Origin of the sequence: Serratia sp. MYb239 (genome assembly GCF_002966855.1) — a bacterium.
In the GTDB taxonomy this organism is placed as follows: domain Bacteria; phylum Pseudomonadota; class Gammaproteobacteria; order Enterobacterales; family Enterobacteriaceae; genus Serratia_B; species Serratia_B rhizosphaerae.
Window position 1 is genome coordinate 1,287,380 of sequence record NZ_CP023268.1, and the last position, 17,668, is coordinate 1,305,047.

A 17,668-nucleotide genomic window follows, 5' to 3' on the forward strand; every position below is an offset into this window, starting at 1 on the left:
GGGCGGGGCGGCGCAAGTAACGGTTACCAGGACTTGTTGGGATTGCGGGAAACGATGTTGATCCGCTGGCACAGCAACTGGCTGATATCCAGCGAGGCCGGGCTGGCGGCGCTGCCGGCAAAGCCTTTCAGGGTGATCACGATACGCGCGTAGTTGGCATAGCCCTCAGGCAGCGGCAGATACTCATCGGCATTTAACGCGGTAATGCGATCCGACGTCAGGGTGAGCGGCGTGCCGGCCGTAAGCGTACCGGCGCGGCCCCACTGACAGGTTTTCTCACGGATGGTGACGGCGCCGGCATCGCCCTGCAGATCGTAGCGCCCCCAAAAGGTGTTGATGGCGATGTCCGGGTTGCCTGTTCCCTGCGGGTTGGTCAGCGTACAGCGCCACAGCACCAGATCGTCTTTGGCTATCGGCAGGTACAGCGCAATCTGCTTCGCCTTATCGCCCCCCGTTTTGGTGGTGGCGGTAATCACGCCATTTTGCAGCGTCAGCGCCAGATCCGAACTTTCGGTCTGCGAGATGCGCGTGCCGCTGGCGGCGTATACATTGTTGAGCTGTAACGCATTGGCTTCTTTCCACGCCGGTTCCGGCAGATGGTTCACCCCATCGCCGAGATACAGCATGCGCCACATATTGACGTGCCCCGGTGCGCCGATGTTTTTCATCTCAATATGGCCGTTCGACCAGCCTTTCTTGATATCGGCATTGATCAGATCGAAGCCGTCGATATAGCACTTGCCGTTTTTTTCCTCCGATTTATCAAAGAAGAAATAGTCGACGTATTGATAGGGCTGGCCGACAACGACCTTACCATTCTTGTCCGTCGAGGTGTCCGCCAGGCTGGTTTTCACGCTGTGCCAGATGCTGTCTTTAATCTTCACTTTGGCGCCGTTGCTGCTGGTAAATACCGGGCGGTAGTTGCGCGAATGCTCATTGCCCCATTCAAAGTGGCAGTCTTTAAAGTTCAGCGTGCCGCCCCGCAGATCGAACAGGCCATGGTCTTTATTGGTCTCGGCCAACTGATCGGTTTCGTTGTTAAAGCCGCTGTAATCAAAGGAACAATCGCGGAAGAACAGGGTATGCACGCCCTGATAATGGTTTCTGTTGCTGCCGAACAGGCTTTTGTAAAACACGATTTTTTCACCGGCGTTGCTGGCGCTTTGCGACCAGATCGGCCAGTTACAGCTGCTGACCATGATGCTGTGCCAGCTTTGGATATAGGCGTTGTTGCCAAAGAGGATGCCCTTATGCAGGTTGCTGAGCCAGACGTTTTGCACCAGCAGCTGTGCGGCGGGTTTACCAAAGACGTTCACGGCGTCGGTATAGACGCACAGGCCGCTCAGACCGCCGTTTTCACTGCGATTGCCGACGATGCGCAGGTTATAAATCGCCGGCGCACCCATGCAGTAAAGCACGCGTACGCACTCGGTGGTTTTTGAGTCCGGATTGCGAAAGTCGAGGATGGTGCCTTTAAAGTCGATAGAGTTTTTCCACAGCTTTAAATAGGCGGTGGTTTTACAGACGCGCACGCCGCCCGGCCCGATCAGGGTAATGCCGGCCGGGGTGCTGGGAATTTGCACCGAGCCCCATTCCTTTTCATTCACCTGCAGGAAATTATTGGCGCGGGTGATGGTTAACGCATAGTCGTCCGCATCACCTGGCTCATACCACCAGTCGATATGGTAATCGCCGTTGTTGATATTGCGCTTCCAGCGACGCTTTTTGCCGTCGTGTAATACGGTGGCGCCGTTATCCGGGCTGGTGAGATCGTTATCGTCGCGGGTAAACAGGCCATGATGGTAGCGGTTTTCAATCATGAGCGCCGTTTCATCACCGCTATAGGCCTGCAAATCTGCGTAGTCCGGAAGAGAGATCATAGCTATTTCCTCGTGTGTTCGCCGCACTGGGCGTAGTGGATTGATTAACTTTCGTTAACCCGTTCATGGATGATTGGGATACGTCAAGTTACGCCAACGGAGGGCGGGGAATAAGCGATGGCGGTTGTGTGGCGGCTCAGCGCGCTGGGAAGGGGAGTGCGGGAAAACGGGGGCGAGCGCCGCCCCCGGAAAGAGTCTTGTTATTTCAGGGATTGCTGTTCATGGGCCTGCTGCTCTAGCCGCACCTCTGCGGCGCGTTTACGCAGGCCGAACCAGCCGAGCAGCAGCAGGATGGCCAGCAGCGGAATGGTGGCGACGGTCCAGGTGCCGTTCGGGTAATCGAACGCCATCATCACCACCACCACCGCCAAAAACAGCAGCGTCAGCCAGGAGGTGAACGGCGCGCCCGGCATTTTGAAGCTGACCGGTTTGGCCTTGCCCTCTTTGATGGCTTTACGCAGGCGCAGCTGGCAGACGATGATAAACACCCAGGAGGTGATAATGCCCAGCGAGGCGATGTTCAGCACGATTTCAAACACCTGCGACGGCACCAGATAGTTGAGGACCACGCCGATCACGTAAATGCCGCAGGTCACCAGAATGCCGGCGTACGGCACCTGCTGGCTGCTCATTTTGGCCATAAACTTCGGCGCGGAACCGCCCATCGACAGCGAGCGCAAAATACGGCCGGTTGAGTACAGACCGGAGTTCAGGCTGGACAGCGCGGCGGTCAGCACCACGATATTCATGATGGTGCCGACGTAAGGCACGCCGAGCTTGCTGAAGAAAGTGACGAACGGGCTCTGGCCGGCCTGATAGGCGTTCCACGGCAGCAGCAGCACCAGCAGCACCACGGAGCCGACATAGAACAGGGCGATACGCCAGATCACGCTGTTTATCGCCTTCGGCAGCATTTTTTCCGGGTCTTTGCATTCGCCGGCGGCGGTGCCGATCAGCTCAATGCCGGCGAAGGCGAAGATGACCCCCTGCACCAGCACCAGCGCCGGCAGCAGGCCGTGCGGGAACAGGCCGCCGTTATCGGAAATCAGGTGCAGGCCGGTGGTGTTGCCGTCAACCGGCTTGTCCAGGCCGAGGAACACCACGCCGACGATCAGGAACAGCGCAATGGCCGCCACCTTGATCAGCGCAAACCAGAACTCCATTTCGGCGAACCATTTTACGCCGATCATATTCATGGTGGCGACGATGCCCAGCGCGCCGAGGGCGAACAGCCACTGCGGCACGTCGGCGAAGGTGCCCCAGTAATGCATATACAGTGCGACGGCGGTGATATCGACGATGCCGGTCATCGCCCAGTTGAGGAAATACATCCAGCCGGCGACGTAAGAGGCCTTTTCGCCGAGGAACTCACGCGCATAGGAGACAAAACTGCCGCTGGAGGGGCGGTGTAGCACCAGCTCGCCCAGCGCGCGCAGAATAAAGAACGAGAAGATGCCGCAGGTTAGATACACCAGCGCCAGTGCCGGACCGGCCAGTTCCAGGCGTCCGCCGGTGCCGAGGAATAAACCGGTGCCGATGGAGCCGCCGATGGCGATCATCTGGATTTGCCGGTTGCCCATGCTTTTGTGATAACCGGATTCATGGGAGTCCAACCAACGTCTTCTGGCCGCGTGTTTATCATGCGCGGATTTTGTGTGTGATTTCATTATCCGTCCTGTTTCCTGTCTATTGTTGAGCCCGCTCAACAGCTAAGCAAACGATTGCGGTCGCAACCGCTATAAGAATGAAGTCATGGCATCACTCTTGTTGTTTATTGTTTGTACACAAATCATTAAATAACGGCGAGGCATGCTACCTTTTCTGCTTAAACGAGGCAAAAAATAAGAGAGTTAAATCGTTATTAAGTGTGTTTATTTTTTAATCTTGTTAAAAAGATGTTGTTTATCATATCGATAGATAGAGCGGCAGGATATTAACAGAAAAAATTGAATTGTGATTAACTTCTCACTATTAACCCTCAATCTTAGCAAGGTAATATATTCTTCAGCGTTCAGGAGGCCGGGGAAAATATATTTATCGGACTTTTCCCGACGTATCGTGATAATGCTAGCGCACCGTCATGTACGGCTTACCCTGCGCTGAAACCACAGGCTATATTGCGTCCAGTGAAACCAACGCCTCTACCGTGCGGTGTCACTGTGTTCAGCGCTCGCCGTTTCTGGTCAGCAAAAGTATTCCACTACTTTATAGTCCGCCATTATTTTGTGTGGAAATTATATTTAATATATTGAATTTAAAGGGTATTACTGAGCTGGTCAACAGGTCGGATCTCTCATACAATGGTCGGGTAGCACCACACAGCAAAAAGATATTTATAACGATAAAATCGATCGTAGAGGACATATTATGGGCGACCAATCACCTATCACGCTTGATAAGTTGATGTGCTTTGCCGTGTATTCGACCAATCTGGCGTTGAACCGCGTGTATCAGCCATTACTGGATGAGATGGGCCTGACCTATCCGCAATATCTGGTATTGATTTTACTACTGGAACAGGACGGGCTGACCGTCGGCGAGATAAGCGAACGGCTGTTTATTGACGCCAGCACCACCACGCCGTTGCTGAAACGGCTGGAAAGCCACGGCTATGTGGTACGGGTGCGCAGCAGTGAGGATCAGCGGCAGGTGCACGTGCGGGTAACGCCGCAGGCGCGGCAGCTGCGTGAGGGCATCGACAGCCTCTATCCACAGTTGCTGTGTTCGGCCGGGCTGGATGAAACACGGCTGCGCGGACTGAAGCAGGAGCTGGAAGCGGTGCGCAGCGCGCTGACGGCGCGCTGAGCTATCCGGGCCGTTACGCCAGCGCGTAACGGCTGACCGGTCAGGCGGACTCTTCCGCCGGCAGCGCCGAAGCCGGCAGGCCGAACAGCTTATCGAACGCCCAGTTATAGACGAAGGTGTAGCACGGAAGAATGACGATCAGCGCCATATCCAGCAGCAGCGCCTGCGTCAGCGAAATCCCCATCCACCAGGCAATCAGCGGAATCAGGTACACCACCAGCGTCAGTTGAAAACCGACGGCGTGCAGAATGCGCCGTTTCACCGTTCGGGTGCGCGATGCCTGGCGGCTCTCCCACCATTCAAACAGGCAGTTATAGATAAAATTCCAGCTGACCGCGATGGTGGTGATGATCACCGCCAGCGGCCCGGTGTTGCTGGGGGCGCTGCCGGACAGCAGCGCTAATCCGAGCGCGGAAATCGTCATGCCGATAATTTCATAGGCGGTGACATAAACCAGTTTGCGTTTGACGCCTTGCATGTTGCCTCTCTCATTGATTGTTCTGACCGGGGTGACGCCCGGCGTATCGGCGGCTAAGATAACGTCAACCTTATTGATAGAAAAAGTCAGGAGCTGTCAGTTTTTCTGACAGGTAGCGGGTATGAATTTCACCAGCGACAATATTGAGCTGTTCTTGGCGGTACTGGAGCGCGGTTCGTTTTCCGCCGCCGCGCGCGCACTGCGGCGCGTGCCTTCGGCGGTCAGCATGGGGATCGCCAATATGGAGGCTGAACTGGGCTTTCAACTGTTCGATCGCTCACACCGCGAGCCGACGCCGACCGCCATGGCGTTGGCACTGGCGCCGCACGCACGCCTGATTGCCGATCAGCTGAAACAGCTGCAGATCCACGCCATTGAACTGTCTCAGGGGCTGGAGAGCACGCTGTCGATCGGCGTGGCGTCGGACATCAATACGGAAAAGCTGCTGGCGGCGGTGAAAACCTTGTCCGAACGTTATCCGCTGTTGAATATCGAGTTGCTGAGCGCGCCGCAGGACGAGGCGCTGCATCTGCTGCATCAGGGGCGGGTGAGCGTTTGCCTGGCGTTTGGCGGGCTGAACGTCAATATCAAGGAGCAGTTCCATTTTGTCGGCAGCGAGTCGCTGATCGCCACGCTGTCGTCGCGGCATGCGGCGTTGGCGCAGGGCGGGGAGCGTCTGTTCCTGGAGGATCTGGTCAACGTGCGCCAGATCGTAGTTGCCAGCCGGGATCTGCCGATGGCCGATCTGCGGCCGCGGGTGGCGGAAACCTATTGGCGCACCGACAGCCTGCAAACGGCGCTAAACATGGTGGAGGCCGGGCTGGGGTGGGGCAACTTCCCGCAGTCGCTGATTGCGCCGCTGCTGGCACAGGGGCGGCTGACGCGGCTGACGTTTAAAAACACCAAAAATGAGCTGCGCCTGCCGATGCACCTGATCTGGCTGAAAAACCAGCCGCTGCAAAAAGCCGCACGCGAACTGGTGGCGCTGATGCAGCAGAAATAATGCCTTGCCTATTTTGTCGCCTGAGGCATAAATAAGAAAAATATTGCGGAGGGCCGGCGGTGACAGAAGAAACCTTATTATCCGTTTTGAGTATTACCGGGGCGATTGCGTTAGGGGCGATGAGCCCAGGGCAGAGCTTTATTCTGGTTGCCCGCACGGCGGTGGCTTCTTCGCGGCGTGACGGCATGGCCGTTGCGCTTGGCATGGGGGTCGGCTGCGCGGTTTTCGCCCTGCTGGCGTTGCTGGGGCTGCAGTCGTTATTGCTGGCGGTCCCCTGGCTATACGGCGCGCTGAAAGTGTTTGGCGGCGCCTTCCTGGTCTATCTGGCGATCAAGATGTTGCGCGGCGCGCGGCAGCCGCTGTCGCTACAGGGCGGTGATGGCGTACGCCTGGGGGCGCGTAAAGCGTTTACCACCGGGCTGCTGACGCAGCTTGGCAACCCGAATACCGCGATAGTCTTTGGCAGCATATTTGCCGCACTACTGAGCCATCGCATCGCGCCGGTGATGTATTTGCTGCTACCGCTGATTGCTTTGCTGGTCGATCTTGTATGGTATGCGTTTGTGGCTTTTGTACTGTCGTCGCCGCGTCCGCGTCAGATCTACCTGCGTTTTAAAGCCTGGTTTGACCGTGTCGGCGGCGGCGTGCTGGCGCTGCTCGGGCTGAAGCTGATGCTGAATAAGTGATTGATAACGGGTTGATGCCGGTAGTCTGTAAGAGTAAACGTTGTGACAGGCATCAACGGCTGTTGCGGCTGAAGGTTTTATCCGGTTGGCTAACTCTCTGCCGATAGAGGCGCTGGCGACATTCTCTGCGATAGCCGCCGTTACTCGGATGTCCGGCGGCAATATCGCTAACATAAAGTCGTTAGAAGAACTCCAGTATTTTCTGGGGACTTACAGGGGCGATAGAGAATTACTCGACACTGTCTTGGTTATCGTTGGCGCCACCAGCGGCGCGCCAGCCACAGCGCGGCGGCAACGGCGGCCAGCAGCAGCACGACGAACAGCTTATTATGGAAGCCGTTAATCACGCGCTCCAGCGCCTGACCGCCGAAATACCCCAGCAGCACGAAGATCGCTGACCACAGCAGCGCGCCGAGAATATTCAGCGGCACAAAGCGCGAAGGCGGCAGCCGGCTGGCGCCGATCAGCACCGGGCCGATAATCCGGAAGCCGTACATAAAGCGTACGCCAATCACAAACAGCATCGGATGACGGGCAATCAGCCGCTTGGCGCGGTTGATGCGCTGACGCTGGCTTTTCAGCCGGGCGATGGCCCGGCCGCCGAAGCGGCGGCCGGCAAAATACAGCAGCTGATCCCCCAGCGTGCCGCCGAGCGCCACCACCGCCATCACCCAGGGCAGATGCAGCAGCCCCTCGTGCGCCGCGATGCCGCCGAGAAGGGTGATGGTTTCCCCTTCAGCCAGACAGCCGATAAACAGCGCCCAGTAACCATAATCCGTAATATAGTGGGCCAAATCGGTCATGGTGATTCCTTATCTTATGACTATCACAGGCTAAGTATACTCGCCCTGGCCGAGGCTGTGCGGCAGGGGCGTTCACTCAAGGAGTAAACAATGTATCAGGATTTTGACCGCGAACTGGCATGGGCGATGCGCCATATGCCGCGTACCCGTGCGGCGGTGGCGGCGCTGCCGGATCTGCAGGGCGTGCGGCTGGCGTGCAACATGCATCTGGATCTGAAAATGGCGCCGCTGGTGGCCGGCCTGCTGGAGAAAGGGGCGGAGATTTACCTGACCACCTGCAACCCGACCACGGTGCAGGATGACGTGGTGGCCTGGCTGACGCAGCGGGGCGCGCAGGCGCACGCCTGGCGCGGTATGTCCGACGCCGACTGGTCCGACTCTTTCGACCGCGCGCTGGCCTGGGAGCCGACGCACCTGTGTGAGATGGGCGCGGATCTGACCACACGGCTGCATCAGTCGTCCGGCGGGTCGCAGATTAAAGCCGGGCTGGAGGCAACCGGTTCGGGCATCAGCCGTCTGAACGGTGTGTCGCCGCGCTATCCGATTTTCAACTGGGACGATCTGCCGGTGAAAGAGGGGCTGCATAACCGGCATATGGTCGGCCTGACCGCCTGGCACACCTTTTTCCAGACTACCCACCTGACGCTGCATGAAAAACAGGTGCTGGTGATTGGCTACGGGCTGGTCGGGCAGGGCGTGGCCGCGGCGGCCAGGGCCTATGGCGGGCAGGTGACGGTGGCGGAAGTGGACCCGGCGCGTGCGTTACAGGCGCGCTATGACGGCTGGACGGTGATGGATTTAGATCAGGCGGCGTCGCAGGCGGAGGTGATCGCCACCGCCACCGGGGCGAAAAACGTGTTGTCCGCCAGCCAGTTGGCGCAGCTCAGGGACGGTGCGTTTATTCTCAACGTCGGCCATGTGGCGGAAGAGATTGACGTCGCCTTCCTGCAGCGCCTGCCGCATCAGGAACCAATGCCGTTTGTCGACGCCTATCGGCTGGGGGACAAAACGCTCTATCTGCTGGCGAACGGCTCGATGTTTAATCTGACGGCCGGCTACGGCGACAGCCTCAACGCCTTTGACGTCACGCTGGCGGTGATGGCGGCCGGCATCGGCCATATTGTCGGCGACGGCGCGGCACAGCCGGCGGGGCTGTATCTGCTGCCGCAGTCGGCCTGGCAGCCGGCGCTGTAAAACGGCCAGACCGCGGGCGTGAGCGCCGCCGCGCCCGTGGTTTAAGCCGTATGATCCCGACAGAATTTGTCACAAATGGGCGTTAATAATCACGGTGCCAACTCCATACGCCTCCCTTATACTTTCCTGCAGTTTTTTCTCATCATCCCTAAATTCAGCAACAGAGTAATACATGTGAAAATCCGAGTTTTGGTTCTGACTTTGCTGGCCCTGCAGGCCGGCGCGGGACTGGCGCCGCAGGCGCTGGCCAGCGAAAACACCGCCTCGCTGCATGCGACGCAGCCTGAAACTGGCTTCCGGCAGCGCCATGGTGGTGGATATGCAAAATCATAAAGTGCTTTATGCCCGTAACCCGGATGAAGTGGTGCCGATCGCCTCGATCACCAAACTGATGACGGCGATGGTGACGCTGGATGCGCACCTGCCGCTCGACGAAATGCTGAAGGTGGATATTCATCAGACGCCGGAAATGAAGGGTGTCTATTCGCGGGTGCGGCTGAACAGCGAAATCAGCCGTAAAGAGATGCTGCTGCTGGCGCTGATGTCGTCGGAAAACCGCGCCGCCGCCAGCCTGGCGCACCACTATCCGGGCGGCTACAACGCCTTTATCAAGGCGATGAACGCCAAGGCCAAAGCGCTGGGCATGACGCATACCCGCTATGTGGAACCTACCGGGCTGTCGATTCATAACGTCTCCACCGCCCGCGACCTGACCAAGCTGCTGCTGGCCACCAAGCGCTACCCGCTGATCGGTCAGTTGAGCACCACCGCCGAGAGCACGGCGACCTTCAAGGATCCGAGCTACAGCCTGCCGTTCCGCAATACCAACCATCTGGTTTACAACAAAAAGTGGAATATTCAGCTGACCAAGACCGGCTTTACCAATCAGGCCGGGCACTGCCTGGCAATGCGCACCATGATCGGCAACCGTTCGGTGTCGCTGGTGGTGCTGGACGCCTTCGGTAAATATACCCACTTCGCCGACGCCAGCCGGCTGCGCACCTGGATTGAGACCGGCAAAGTGGTGCCAGTGCCCGCCGCCGCCCGCGACTACCGCCGGCAGAAAGACGCCCGCCTGGCGAATAACGACGCCGAATAACCCGCCCGCCCGTCGCTGCGGCGGCGGGCGCAATGCTTTACCTTTCCGTACACGGCATCGACTTATCGGCTATTATCTGTAAGTCATCACTCCCATTAATGATTCAGCGGTATTGCTGACGGGGAGCGGGCGCGTATTTTTTCGTAGCAGAAGGATAACTCACATTGGCTGGAAGTAGCTTACTGACCCTGATTGATGACATCGCCTCGTTATTGGACGATGTCTCGCTGATGAGCAAAATGGCGGCGAAAAAGACCGCCGGGGTATTGGGGGACGACCTGGCGCTGAACGCGCAGCAGGTCACCGGCGTTAAGGCCGACCGGGAACTGCCGGTGGTGTGGAACGTGGCGAAAGGCTCGTTTATCAACAAGGCGATCCTGGTACCGCTGGCGCTGCTGATTGGCACTTTTGCGCCCTGGGCGATCACTCCGCTGCTGATGATTGGCGGCGCCTACCTGTGCTATGAAGGCTTTGAGAAGGTATTTCACAGCCTGACGCATAAGCCGGAACAGGGGGAACAGCGTGAAGCGCTGAATCCGAACGAGGACGTAGCGGCCTATGAAAAGCGTAAGGTAAAGGGCGCGGTGCGCACCGACTTTGTGCTGTCCGCCGAGATTATCGCCATTACTCTGGGCACCGTGGCCGGCGCCAGCTTTACCCAGCAGCTGATCGTGCTGTGCGGCATCGCCATTGTGATGACCATCGGCGTGTACGGCATCGTTGCCGGCATCGTCAAACTGGACGACCTGGGGCTGTATTTAAGCCGTAAAAGCAGCGCGCTGGCGCGCAGCATCGGCAGCGGCATTGTCAGCGCCGCGCCGTTCCTGATGAAAACGCTGTCGATCGTCGGCACCATCGCCATGTTTATGGTGGGGGGCGGTATTCTGACCCACGGCCTGCCGGCGGTGCATCACCTGTTTGAAGACTGGGCGGCGCATATTGCGGTCGCACCGACGTTTGACCATATCCTGCAGGGCATCGTGCCTTCGCTGCTGAACGTGGCGTTCGGCTTTGTCGCCGGCGGCGTGGTGTTGCTGCTGGTATCGATGATCGGCGCGGTACGCGCGCGTTTTAAAGCTTAACCGGAGCGGCGGGGGTGTGCCCTGCCGCTTAATCTTTCGGTCAACGATCGCCTTGCCCTAATGCTCGCTGCATAATGTGTGTATCCCGCCAACTGCCGAATTTGAATCCGACCTGGTTCAGGGTGCCAATGCTGCAAAATCCCAATTTCCGATGGAGCTCCAGCGACGCGTGATTATTGGCTGAATCACCGATGACTGACAGCATTTGATGCCATGGCCCGCGTTCACAGCGGGCAATCAGCGCACTGAGCAGCGCATGGCCTATGCCTTTGCCTTGCATATCTGGCGCTATATACACTGAATCTTCAATGGTAAAGCGGTAAGCAGGACGTGGTCGATAAGTCGCGGCATAACAGTAGCCGACGATCTGCTCGTCCAGTTTCGCCACCAGCCAGGGTAATCCGGCTGTTTGTACGCGATCGTGACGCTGGCGCATCTCTTCTAAAGTGGGCGGCACTTCTTCAAAAGAGCCGGCGCCGTGCAGAACATGGTAAGCATAGATTTGTGTCACAGCGATCAATGTTTCATGAGTCGCATCAGTAATGGTCAGCGCGGCCTGCTGCATGATAGCTCCATGTTTTCGATATAAATCAGCGGATAATTGAATGATGCGCCGCGCTGACCGGCAAGATAAATATTGTTTTACTCTCTTGTGATAATCAAAAGTAATGGCTACTCGCCGCGCATCAGATTGGCGACCGCCTCGCGCAGATAATCCAGCAGCGGCGGCGTCAGCCAAGTGCCTTCGCTTAGCGTCGGCTCCTGCTCCATGGCCTGGCGGATTTTCATCTGCGTCGCCGGGTTGTCGCCGGCGTAGGAGCGGAACAGCGCCAGCCATTCAGCGGCCAATTGCCGGGCCTGCCCGCTGTCCGGTGCGATACCGTCGTTGAGAGCAGAACGGAGGCGGGCTATCAGCGCCGGCCACTCCTGTATGCGGTCGAAATAGTGTTTGCGGACATAGGCATACTCATCTTCATCCAGGTATTTCTGGTAAATCGCCAGTTTGGTTTCGGCAAATGCCTGGGTGATGTAATCGGTCATGGCCGGCGTGATACCGGTCTGCTCGCGCATTGAGGGTTCATCGGCATGCATGGTGTTGAGACGTGTGAGAAACGCCGGGTTGCCGGCGGTGTCGCGCTCCAGGGCCAGCATCCAGCGGCGTGCAATGCGCTGCGCCTGCGGATCTTGCGCCGGCGTGCCATTTGCCATCAGTTCACATACCTGCTGCACCATGGTCGCCCACTCTTGCTGGCGTTGCGTATCGGCCTGATAAAACGGCAGCTGCGCCAGTTCATCGGCGGTGAAATATTTATCGTACATGGTCATTAACTCCAACGTTGTCAGCCAGTCGTTCAGATCCGGCTCATCACCCGCCGTCAGTTGCGTATGCATCGCTTGCAGGCGATCGCGCAGCGCGGTGATTTGCGTCAGCTGTTGGTTCAGCATGTCAATCTGGCGGCTCAGCACCGTGGGTAGCGCCAGATCTGAACGTTCCAGAATCGCCCCGACCTCGGCCAGCGTCATTCCCATACGGCGTAATGCCTGGATATGATGCAGGCGGGCGATATCGGCCCGGTTATACAACCGGTAGCCGGCGTCGGAGCGCGCAGAAGGGACCAGCAAACCAATGCTGTCGTAGTAATGCAGTGTGCGAACGGTAATACCAGAACGGCGCGCCAGTTCGCCGACTTTCAATAACATAGAGTGCTCCTCCCTTGTGCGTGCAGAGAGACTAAAGCCTGACGCGGCGTGAGGGTCAAGCGGGAAGTGGTGTTTTTTTTACGGGAAAGATTATGGGGAGGCCGCGCTGGCGCGGCCTGGCCTGCAGGAGCGTTACCAACCTTTGACGGCGCCGCCGTTAAAGATCTTTTCCGCCGCCGCTGCGACTTCATCCGACTGATAAGCCTTAAGGAACTCCTGCACCTTCGGCGCATCCTTGTTGTCTTCGCGCGCCACAACGATATTCACGTACGGCGAATCCTTGTCCTCAATAAAGATGCTGTCTTTGGTGGGGGTCAGCCCGGTCTGGTTGATGTAGGTGGTGCTGATAATCGCCACGTCGACGCTCGGGTCGTCCAGCACCTGCGGCAGCTGCGCGCCTTCCAGCTCGATAATGCGGTAGTTGTGCGGGTTGGCGCTGATATCCAGCGCGGTGGGCAGCAGGCCTTTACCGGGTTTTAACGCGATCAGCCCGGTTTTCTGCAGCAGCAGCAGCGCTCGCCCGAGGTTGGTCGGGTCGTTGGGAATGGCGATCACCGCGCCGTCCCGCAGCTGATTGACCGATTTAACCTTTTTCGAGTAGCCGGCAATCGGGAAGACAAAGGTGTTGCCGACCGCCGTCAGATGATAGCCGCGGTCTTTGTTCTGCTGCGCCAGGAACGGACGGTGCTGGAAGACGTTGGCGTCCAGCTCGCCCTTATCGGTGGCGTCGTTGGGCAGCAGGGCACCGCTGAAGCCGAACAGCTCGACCTCCAGGCCATATTTTTCCTTGGCGACCTGCTTCGCCACCTCCGCCACGTCCTGCTCGGCGCCGTTAATCACGCCGACCTTGATATGGTGGCGATCGTCTTGCCGATCGCAGCCTGCTAACAGCAGCGAGGCCGTCATGGCCGCCGCCAGTATGGCGCAACGCCGGTAAATTGCCATCGAACACTCCCTGAAACAACAATAAAATCAGTCAGTTTTAGCAACCAGATAAACGCAGACGCCGCAGGAAGTCAAACCCGGCTTTAGCACAAGGAATGATAAAATATAACCGCTTAGCGCGGACGCAGAACCACAATGCCCGGCGCGCTGCTGATGTAGTCGATAAACGGTGAATCCACCACTTTACGGTTTTCCTTACGCGACGAGGCGTTGCGTAAAACCGGCCCGGTCGGCGTCATGATATAGATGCCGACGTGGGTGACGTCCAGCCCCTCCAGATTGGTGTAGATGCCGATGTAATCGCCGGTGCGCAGCCGGCTGAGCAGCCGGGCATCGACATATTCGCTGGGAATATAGCTGATGCGGCGCGTGGCGTTCGGCAGCCCCGGCAGATACTGGCCGCCGTCGGCATTGCGGTTCAGCACTTTGCTCAGCGTGATGGCGTGCGGGCTGAGGTCGGTGGTGATGTCATCGGCGCGGACGGCTGGCTGATAGGCCCAGTCGCTGAAAAAGTGTTTACGGGTCAGGAAACCGACCTCGCCGTTACGGTAGCGGGTGGCGATCAGCTGCCGGACAAACTGCGCCTGGTCATCGGCATGGCGCAACGCTTCGACATAGTCCAGGTAGGTAAAGCAGTCCAGTCCGCGAAAATCAATCACCAGCCGTTCCGGCGTAGCGGCGTCGCCGATTAGCCTATCGGCGACGTAAGGCACGTCGAGAAACTGGCGGGACAGCCGTTCAATGACGGCGCCATCGTCCAGCGTCGGCATTGATTTACGCAGCGCCAGCAGGCGCTGCAGCCGGGCTGAGGTGATATCGTCAATGTTCACTTGGGTTTCCGCGGGTTGTGCAGGATGCGGCGAAGACGCGCCGCCGTCCGGCGTGCCGGCACAGCCGGCCAATACGACCATTAACAACCATGGAGCGACCTTGCTCATTTCCCCCTCCGTTGGCGGCGTGGTTGATTGAGAGAAGCATCGTTTTCACGTTAGCGGACATAAACTAAACCGCAGTGAAACCGTACACCTGTTGTGCCCGCTTAATAACCGACCTCGTTATTGAACGGCAGATACCAGAATAGCGCGATTTCATGGTCGGCAATATCCGGCTGGCCGCGGTACAACAGATGGTCGATGCCGCCGAGGGTAAAGCCGTAGCGCTGATAGCAGCGGCAGGCGGCCAGATTGTTGTTCTGGGTTTCCAGCATCAGCCCGGCGGTATCGCGTTCGCGCGCCCACTGCTGCGCGGCGTCCAGCAGCGCGCTGCCGATGCCGTTGCGCCGTGCGCTGCGGCTGACCGCCACCTCTTCAATCAGGGTGTAGTCGTTCCAGTTTTTACTCAGCGTGATATGGCCGACCGCCACGCCGTCGCGCAACGCCAGAAAGGTGTCACCTTCGTCGTTGATAAAGGGCGCCAGCGGGTAGTGTTTGCGATACGGCGCCACCGGCTGGGTAGGCCAGCGTTCGACCGGCGTGCCAAAGGCCGGCTGTGCATAGCATTCGACGTAAAAGGTGAAATCGTTATTTTCCAGATAGCCGGCGGGCAGGTCGGTGATGCGTTCAATCCGGACTGCATTCATCAGGGCAGCTCCCTCAGTAGCCGGGCGGGGTTGCCGGCGTAAATGCCTTTGCGGGTGATATCGCGGGTCACCACGGCGCCGGCGCCGATGACCGCACCGTCGCAGATGCGCACCGGTAAAATGGTGGCGCCGGAACCGATTGAGACCCGGTTGCCGATGTGCGTATGGCCCCAGTTCGCCGGGTCGGCGTCAGGGGCGCCGCTCTGGAAGCGGTCATTGGCGAACATCACGCCGTGGCCGACAAAGCACTCCTCGCCCAGCGTCACATATTCACAGAGAAAACTGTGCGACTGGATCTTGCTGCGGGCGCCGACGGTGACGTTTTTTTGTATTTCGACAAAGGGGCCGACGAACACCTCGTCCCCCAGGGTGCAGCCGTACAGATTACAGGGTTCGACCACCAGGACGTTTTCACCGTAGGTGATATCCGCCAGGCCGCTCTGGCGGGTGCGAAGTTTTGCGGTCATGGGCGTGCTCCTTCCTTTCGGATTGATTATCGGCCGGTCACAGCGTGGCGGCACGATAACAGCTTGATTATAGAGTAAACCCTCTCCGCGCTCCGATGGCGAACGTTTTTTCACCCAAAGACTATAATAAATGGCAGGGGGAGAGCCCCGTGGCCGCAACCCTCATACGGACGCGCGGTTCGTCAGAGGAGTGTGATTCCCGCCGGGCGCGGCCGACGGCGAGATGAGGAGGTGTCTCATGATCAATCATGTTTGGGGGCTGTTGGCGCATCCCAGCACCGAGTTCAAAGAAATCAAGCGCGAGAACGAAAGCGTCTCGCATCTCTATACTCACCACGTTTTGCTGATGGCGCTGATCCCGGTGGTGTGCGCATTTATCGGCACCACGCAACTGGGCTGGCTGTCCGGCGAGGGGCACGCGATTCGGCTGGATATGGCGACCGCGCTGTATACCGCCGTGGCCTTCTACCTGTTGATGCTGGCGGGCGTTGCGGTGATGGGCAAAGTGATCCACTGGATGGCGCGGCGTTATGAAGCGCGGCCGAGTCTGCACCGCTGTATGGTGTTTGCCGGCTATGTCGCCACGCCGATGTTCCTCAGCGGCATTGTGGCGCTGTATCCGGTGGTGTGGCTGTGCCTGTTCGTCGGGGTGGTTGGCCTGTGTTATTCCGGCTATCTGCTGTATCTCGGCATTCCGCACTTCCTGAATATCGACAGTCAGGAAGGGTTCCTGTTCTCCAGCTCCACCTTTGCCATCGGCATCCTGCTGCTTGAGCTGCTGCTGGGGCTGACGGTGCTGCTGTGGGGCTATGGCTCCTGGCTGTTCTGACGCCGAAACCGAGTGATAAACCCCCTTGCGCCGTCTGGCCGAGGGGGTTTTTTACGTATTACGCCTTGCGGAACACCAGCATCACGCCGAGCACGATGCCGGCCATGCCGAGCAGGCTCAGCGCCGCCAGCCGGTGGCCGAGCAGCAGATAATCCAGCAGGGCGGTAACCGCCGGGATCAGGTAAAACAGGCTGGTGACCTGCACCAGATTACCGCGCTGGATCAGCCGGTAGAGCAGGAAGGTGGCCAGCACCGAGATCACCACCGCCATCCACAGCAGCGGCAGTATAAAGCCCGGCCGCCATTCGACATGCAGCGGCGCGAACGGCATTGCCAGCGCGCATACCAGCAGCCCGACGGCGTACTGCAGCGGCAGCACAGCCAGCGGCGACTGCTGCATACCTTTTTGCAGCAGGGTGCCGAGGGTCATGCAGCCGAGCGCGACAAAGGCGCAGGCGATGCCAAACGGTGAAAAGTGCGCCACCTTGATGCTCTGATACACCACCAGCGTCAGGCCGCCCAGCGCCAGCAGCAGCCCCAGGCCGCGCAGCCCGCCGCAGCGCCGTTCGGTAACGAACTGGGTGATGATCGGCTGTACGCCGAGCAGCGTCGCCAGGACGCCGGGGGTGACGCCCCATTCCAGCGCCAGCAGATAGGCGGTTTGGTAGCAGCCGATCATCAGCAGACCGATCAGCGCCACGCGCCAGCGACTGCCGGCGTCGGGCAACAGACGTCGCTGCCACAGCCCGATCGCCGTCAACAACGCCAGGGCGATGGCGCAGCGGAAGAATAAAAACACCAAGGCGGAGGCGTGCTCCAACCCCCAGCGGGAAAAAATAGCGCCGCTGCTCCACAGCAGCACAAACAGCGTCGCCATCGCGGCATTGGCTGATTGGGAAATAACTCGCATGTGATGTCACCTGTCGTGAACATTACCAACTCCGGCATACGCAACGGCCTGCGCCAACGCGCATGAATATTGTCCGGAGAATAAGATTGAGGGTGGTTTTAACGCACAACCACGGCGTGCGGCGGCGAAACCACGGTAGCGACGACGGCTACCACGACAGATGACAGGGCGGGAGGGGCGATGGCGGCACACGGCGCAACGGTGGCC

17 protein-coding genes and 1 pseudogene are annotated in these 17,668 nt (G+C 58.7%); 7 read left to right on the top strand and 11 right to left on the bottom strand.

Going from position 1 to position 17,668, the window contains the following annotated elements; translation table 11 throughout:
- Positions 1-23: 23 nt before the first annotated feature.
- Positions 24-1,880 (bottom strand): hypothetical protein, encoded by a 1,857-nt coding sequence (locus tag CLM71_RS06165; protein WP_105230212.1) that lies wholly within the window; start codon positions 1,878-1,880, stop codon positions 24-26.
- A gap of 200 nt (positions 1,881-2,080) precedes the next feature.
- On the bottom strand, positions 2,081-3,547 hold the full coding sequence (gene ansP, locus CLM71_RS06170) for an L-asparagine permease (protein ID WP_105230213.1): 1,467 nt from the start codon (positions 3,545-3,547) through the stop codon (positions 2,081-2,083).
- 700 nt (positions 3,548-4,247) lie between these two features.
- Between ansP and CLM71_RS06175 the strand changes: the two genes are divergently transcribed.
- Positions 4,248-4,685 (top strand): MarR family winged helix-turn-helix transcriptional regulator, encoded by a 438-nt coding sequence (locus tag CLM71_RS06175; protein WP_105230214.1) that lies wholly within the window; start codon positions 4,248-4,250, stop codon positions 4,683-4,685.
- 40 nt (positions 4,686-4,725) lie between these two features.
- Here the strand turns inward: CLM71_RS06175 and CLM71_RS06180 are convergent, their stop codons facing one another.
- Positions 4,726-5,163 carry a PACE efflux transporter gene (locus tag CLM71_RS06180; protein ID WP_105230215.1) on the bottom strand — a complete coding sequence of 146 codons (438 nt, stop codon included), beginning with the start codon at positions 5,161-5,163 and terminating at the stop codon, positions 4,726-4,728.
- Between the two features lie 121 nt (positions 5,164-5,284).
- Here CLM71_RS06180 and CLM71_RS06185 point away from each other — a divergent pair, with 121 nt between their 5' ends.
- Positions 5,285-6,166, top strand: a complete 882-nt coding sequence (locus CLM71_RS06185; protein WP_105230216.1) for a LysR family transcriptional regulator — start codon at positions 5,285-5,287, stop codon at positions 6,164-6,166.
- 59 nt (positions 6,167-6,225) lie between these two features.
- The gene (locus CLM71_RS06190; protein ID WP_105230217.1) at positions 6,226-6,852 is read left to right on the top strand and encodes a LysE family translocator; all 627 of its coding nucleotides are present in this window, start codon (positions 6,226-6,228) and stop codon (positions 6,850-6,852) included.
- 248 nt (positions 6,853-7,100) lie between these two features.
- Here CLM71_RS06190 and CLM71_RS06195 read toward each other — a convergent pair whose 3' ends face one another.
- Complete coding sequence (locus CLM71_RS06195; RefSeq protein ID WP_105230218.1) at positions 7,101-7,655, bottom strand: DedA family protein; 555 nt, start codon at positions 7,653-7,655, stop codon at positions 7,101-7,103.
- Between the two features lie 90 nt (positions 7,656-7,745).
- Here CLM71_RS06195 and CLM71_RS06200 point away from each other — a divergent pair, with 90 nt between their 5' ends.
- The 3 genes and pseudogenes from CLM71_RS06200 (at position 7,746) to CLM71_RS06215 (ending at position 11,030) form a co-directional block, all read left to right on the top strand.
- Positions 7,746-8,849, top strand: coding sequence for an adenosylhomocysteinase (locus tag CLM71_RS06200; RefSeq protein WP_105230219.1), 1,104 nt, complete (start codon positions 7,746-7,748; stop codon positions 8,847-8,849).
- Positions 8,850-9,077: 228 nt separating this feature from the next.
- Positions 9,078-9,948: pseudogene (gene pbpG / locus CLM71_RS06210) on the top strand (D-alanyl-D-alanine endopeptidase).
- A 164-nt stretch (positions 9,949-10,112) separates the two neighbouring features.
- Entirely contained in the window at positions 10,113-11,030 is a 918-nt protein-coding gene (locus CLM71_RS06215; RefSeq protein ID WP_105230222.1) for a DUF808 domain-containing protein, read from the top strand.
- Between the two features lie 40 nt (positions 11,031-11,070).
- On the opposite strand, the gene CLM71_RS06220 is transcribed toward CLM71_RS06215, so the two are convergent.
- From CLM71_RS06220 to CLM71_RS06245, 6 genes are all read right to left on the bottom strand, one after another.
- Positions 11,071-11,595, bottom strand: a complete 525-nt coding sequence (locus tag CLM71_RS06220; protein WP_172606304.1) for a GNAT family N-acetyltransferase — start codon at positions 11,593-11,595, stop codon at positions 11,071-11,073.
- A gap of 107 nt (positions 11,596-11,702) precedes the next feature.
- A complete protein-coding gene (locus CLM71_RS06225) occupies positions 11,703-12,731 on the bottom strand; it encodes a MerR family transcriptional regulator (protein WP_105230223.1) in 1,029 nt (342 codons plus the stop codon).
- 132 nt (positions 12,732-12,863) lie between these two features.
- Complete coding sequence (locus tag CLM71_RS06230) at positions 12,864-13,676, bottom strand: MetQ/NlpA family lipoprotein (protein ID WP_105230224.1); 813 nt, start codon at positions 13,674-13,676, stop codon at positions 12,864-12,866.
- 113 nt (positions 13,677-13,789) lie between these two features.
- A complete protein-coding gene (locus CLM71_RS06235; RefSeq protein WP_105230225.1) occupies positions 13,790-14,614 on the bottom strand; it encodes a DUF1460 domain-containing protein in 825 nt (274 codons plus the stop codon).
- 101 nt (positions 14,615-14,715) lie between these two features.
- The gene (locus CLM71_RS06240) at positions 14,716-15,255 is read right to left on the bottom strand and encodes a GNAT family N-acetyltransferase (RefSeq protein ID WP_105230226.1); all 540 of its coding nucleotides are present in this window, start codon (positions 15,253-15,255) and stop codon (positions 14,716-14,718) included.
- Entirely contained in the window at positions 15,255-15,722 is a 468-nt protein-coding gene (locus CLM71_RS06245) for an acyltransferase (protein ID WP_105230227.1), read from the bottom strand. Before CLM71_RS06245 ends, CLM71_RS06240 begins: the two co-directional genes overlap by 1 nt.
- Before the next feature lie 238 nt (positions 15,723-15,960).
- On the opposite strand from CLM71_RS06245, the gene CLM71_RS06250 reads away from it, so the two are divergent.
- On the top strand, positions 15,961-16,551 hold the full coding sequence (locus CLM71_RS06250) for a Yip1 family protein (protein WP_105230228.1): 591 nt from the start codon (positions 15,961-15,963) through the stop codon (positions 16,549-16,551).
- A gap of 58 nt (positions 16,552-16,609) precedes the next feature.
- Here the strand turns inward: CLM71_RS06250 and CLM71_RS06255 are convergent, their stop codons facing one another.
- Positions 16,610-17,461, bottom strand: coding sequence for a DMT family transporter (locus CLM71_RS06255; protein WP_105230229.1), 852 nt, complete (start codon positions 17,459-17,461; stop codon positions 16,610-16,612).
- Positions 17,462-17,668: the final 207 nt, after the last annotated feature.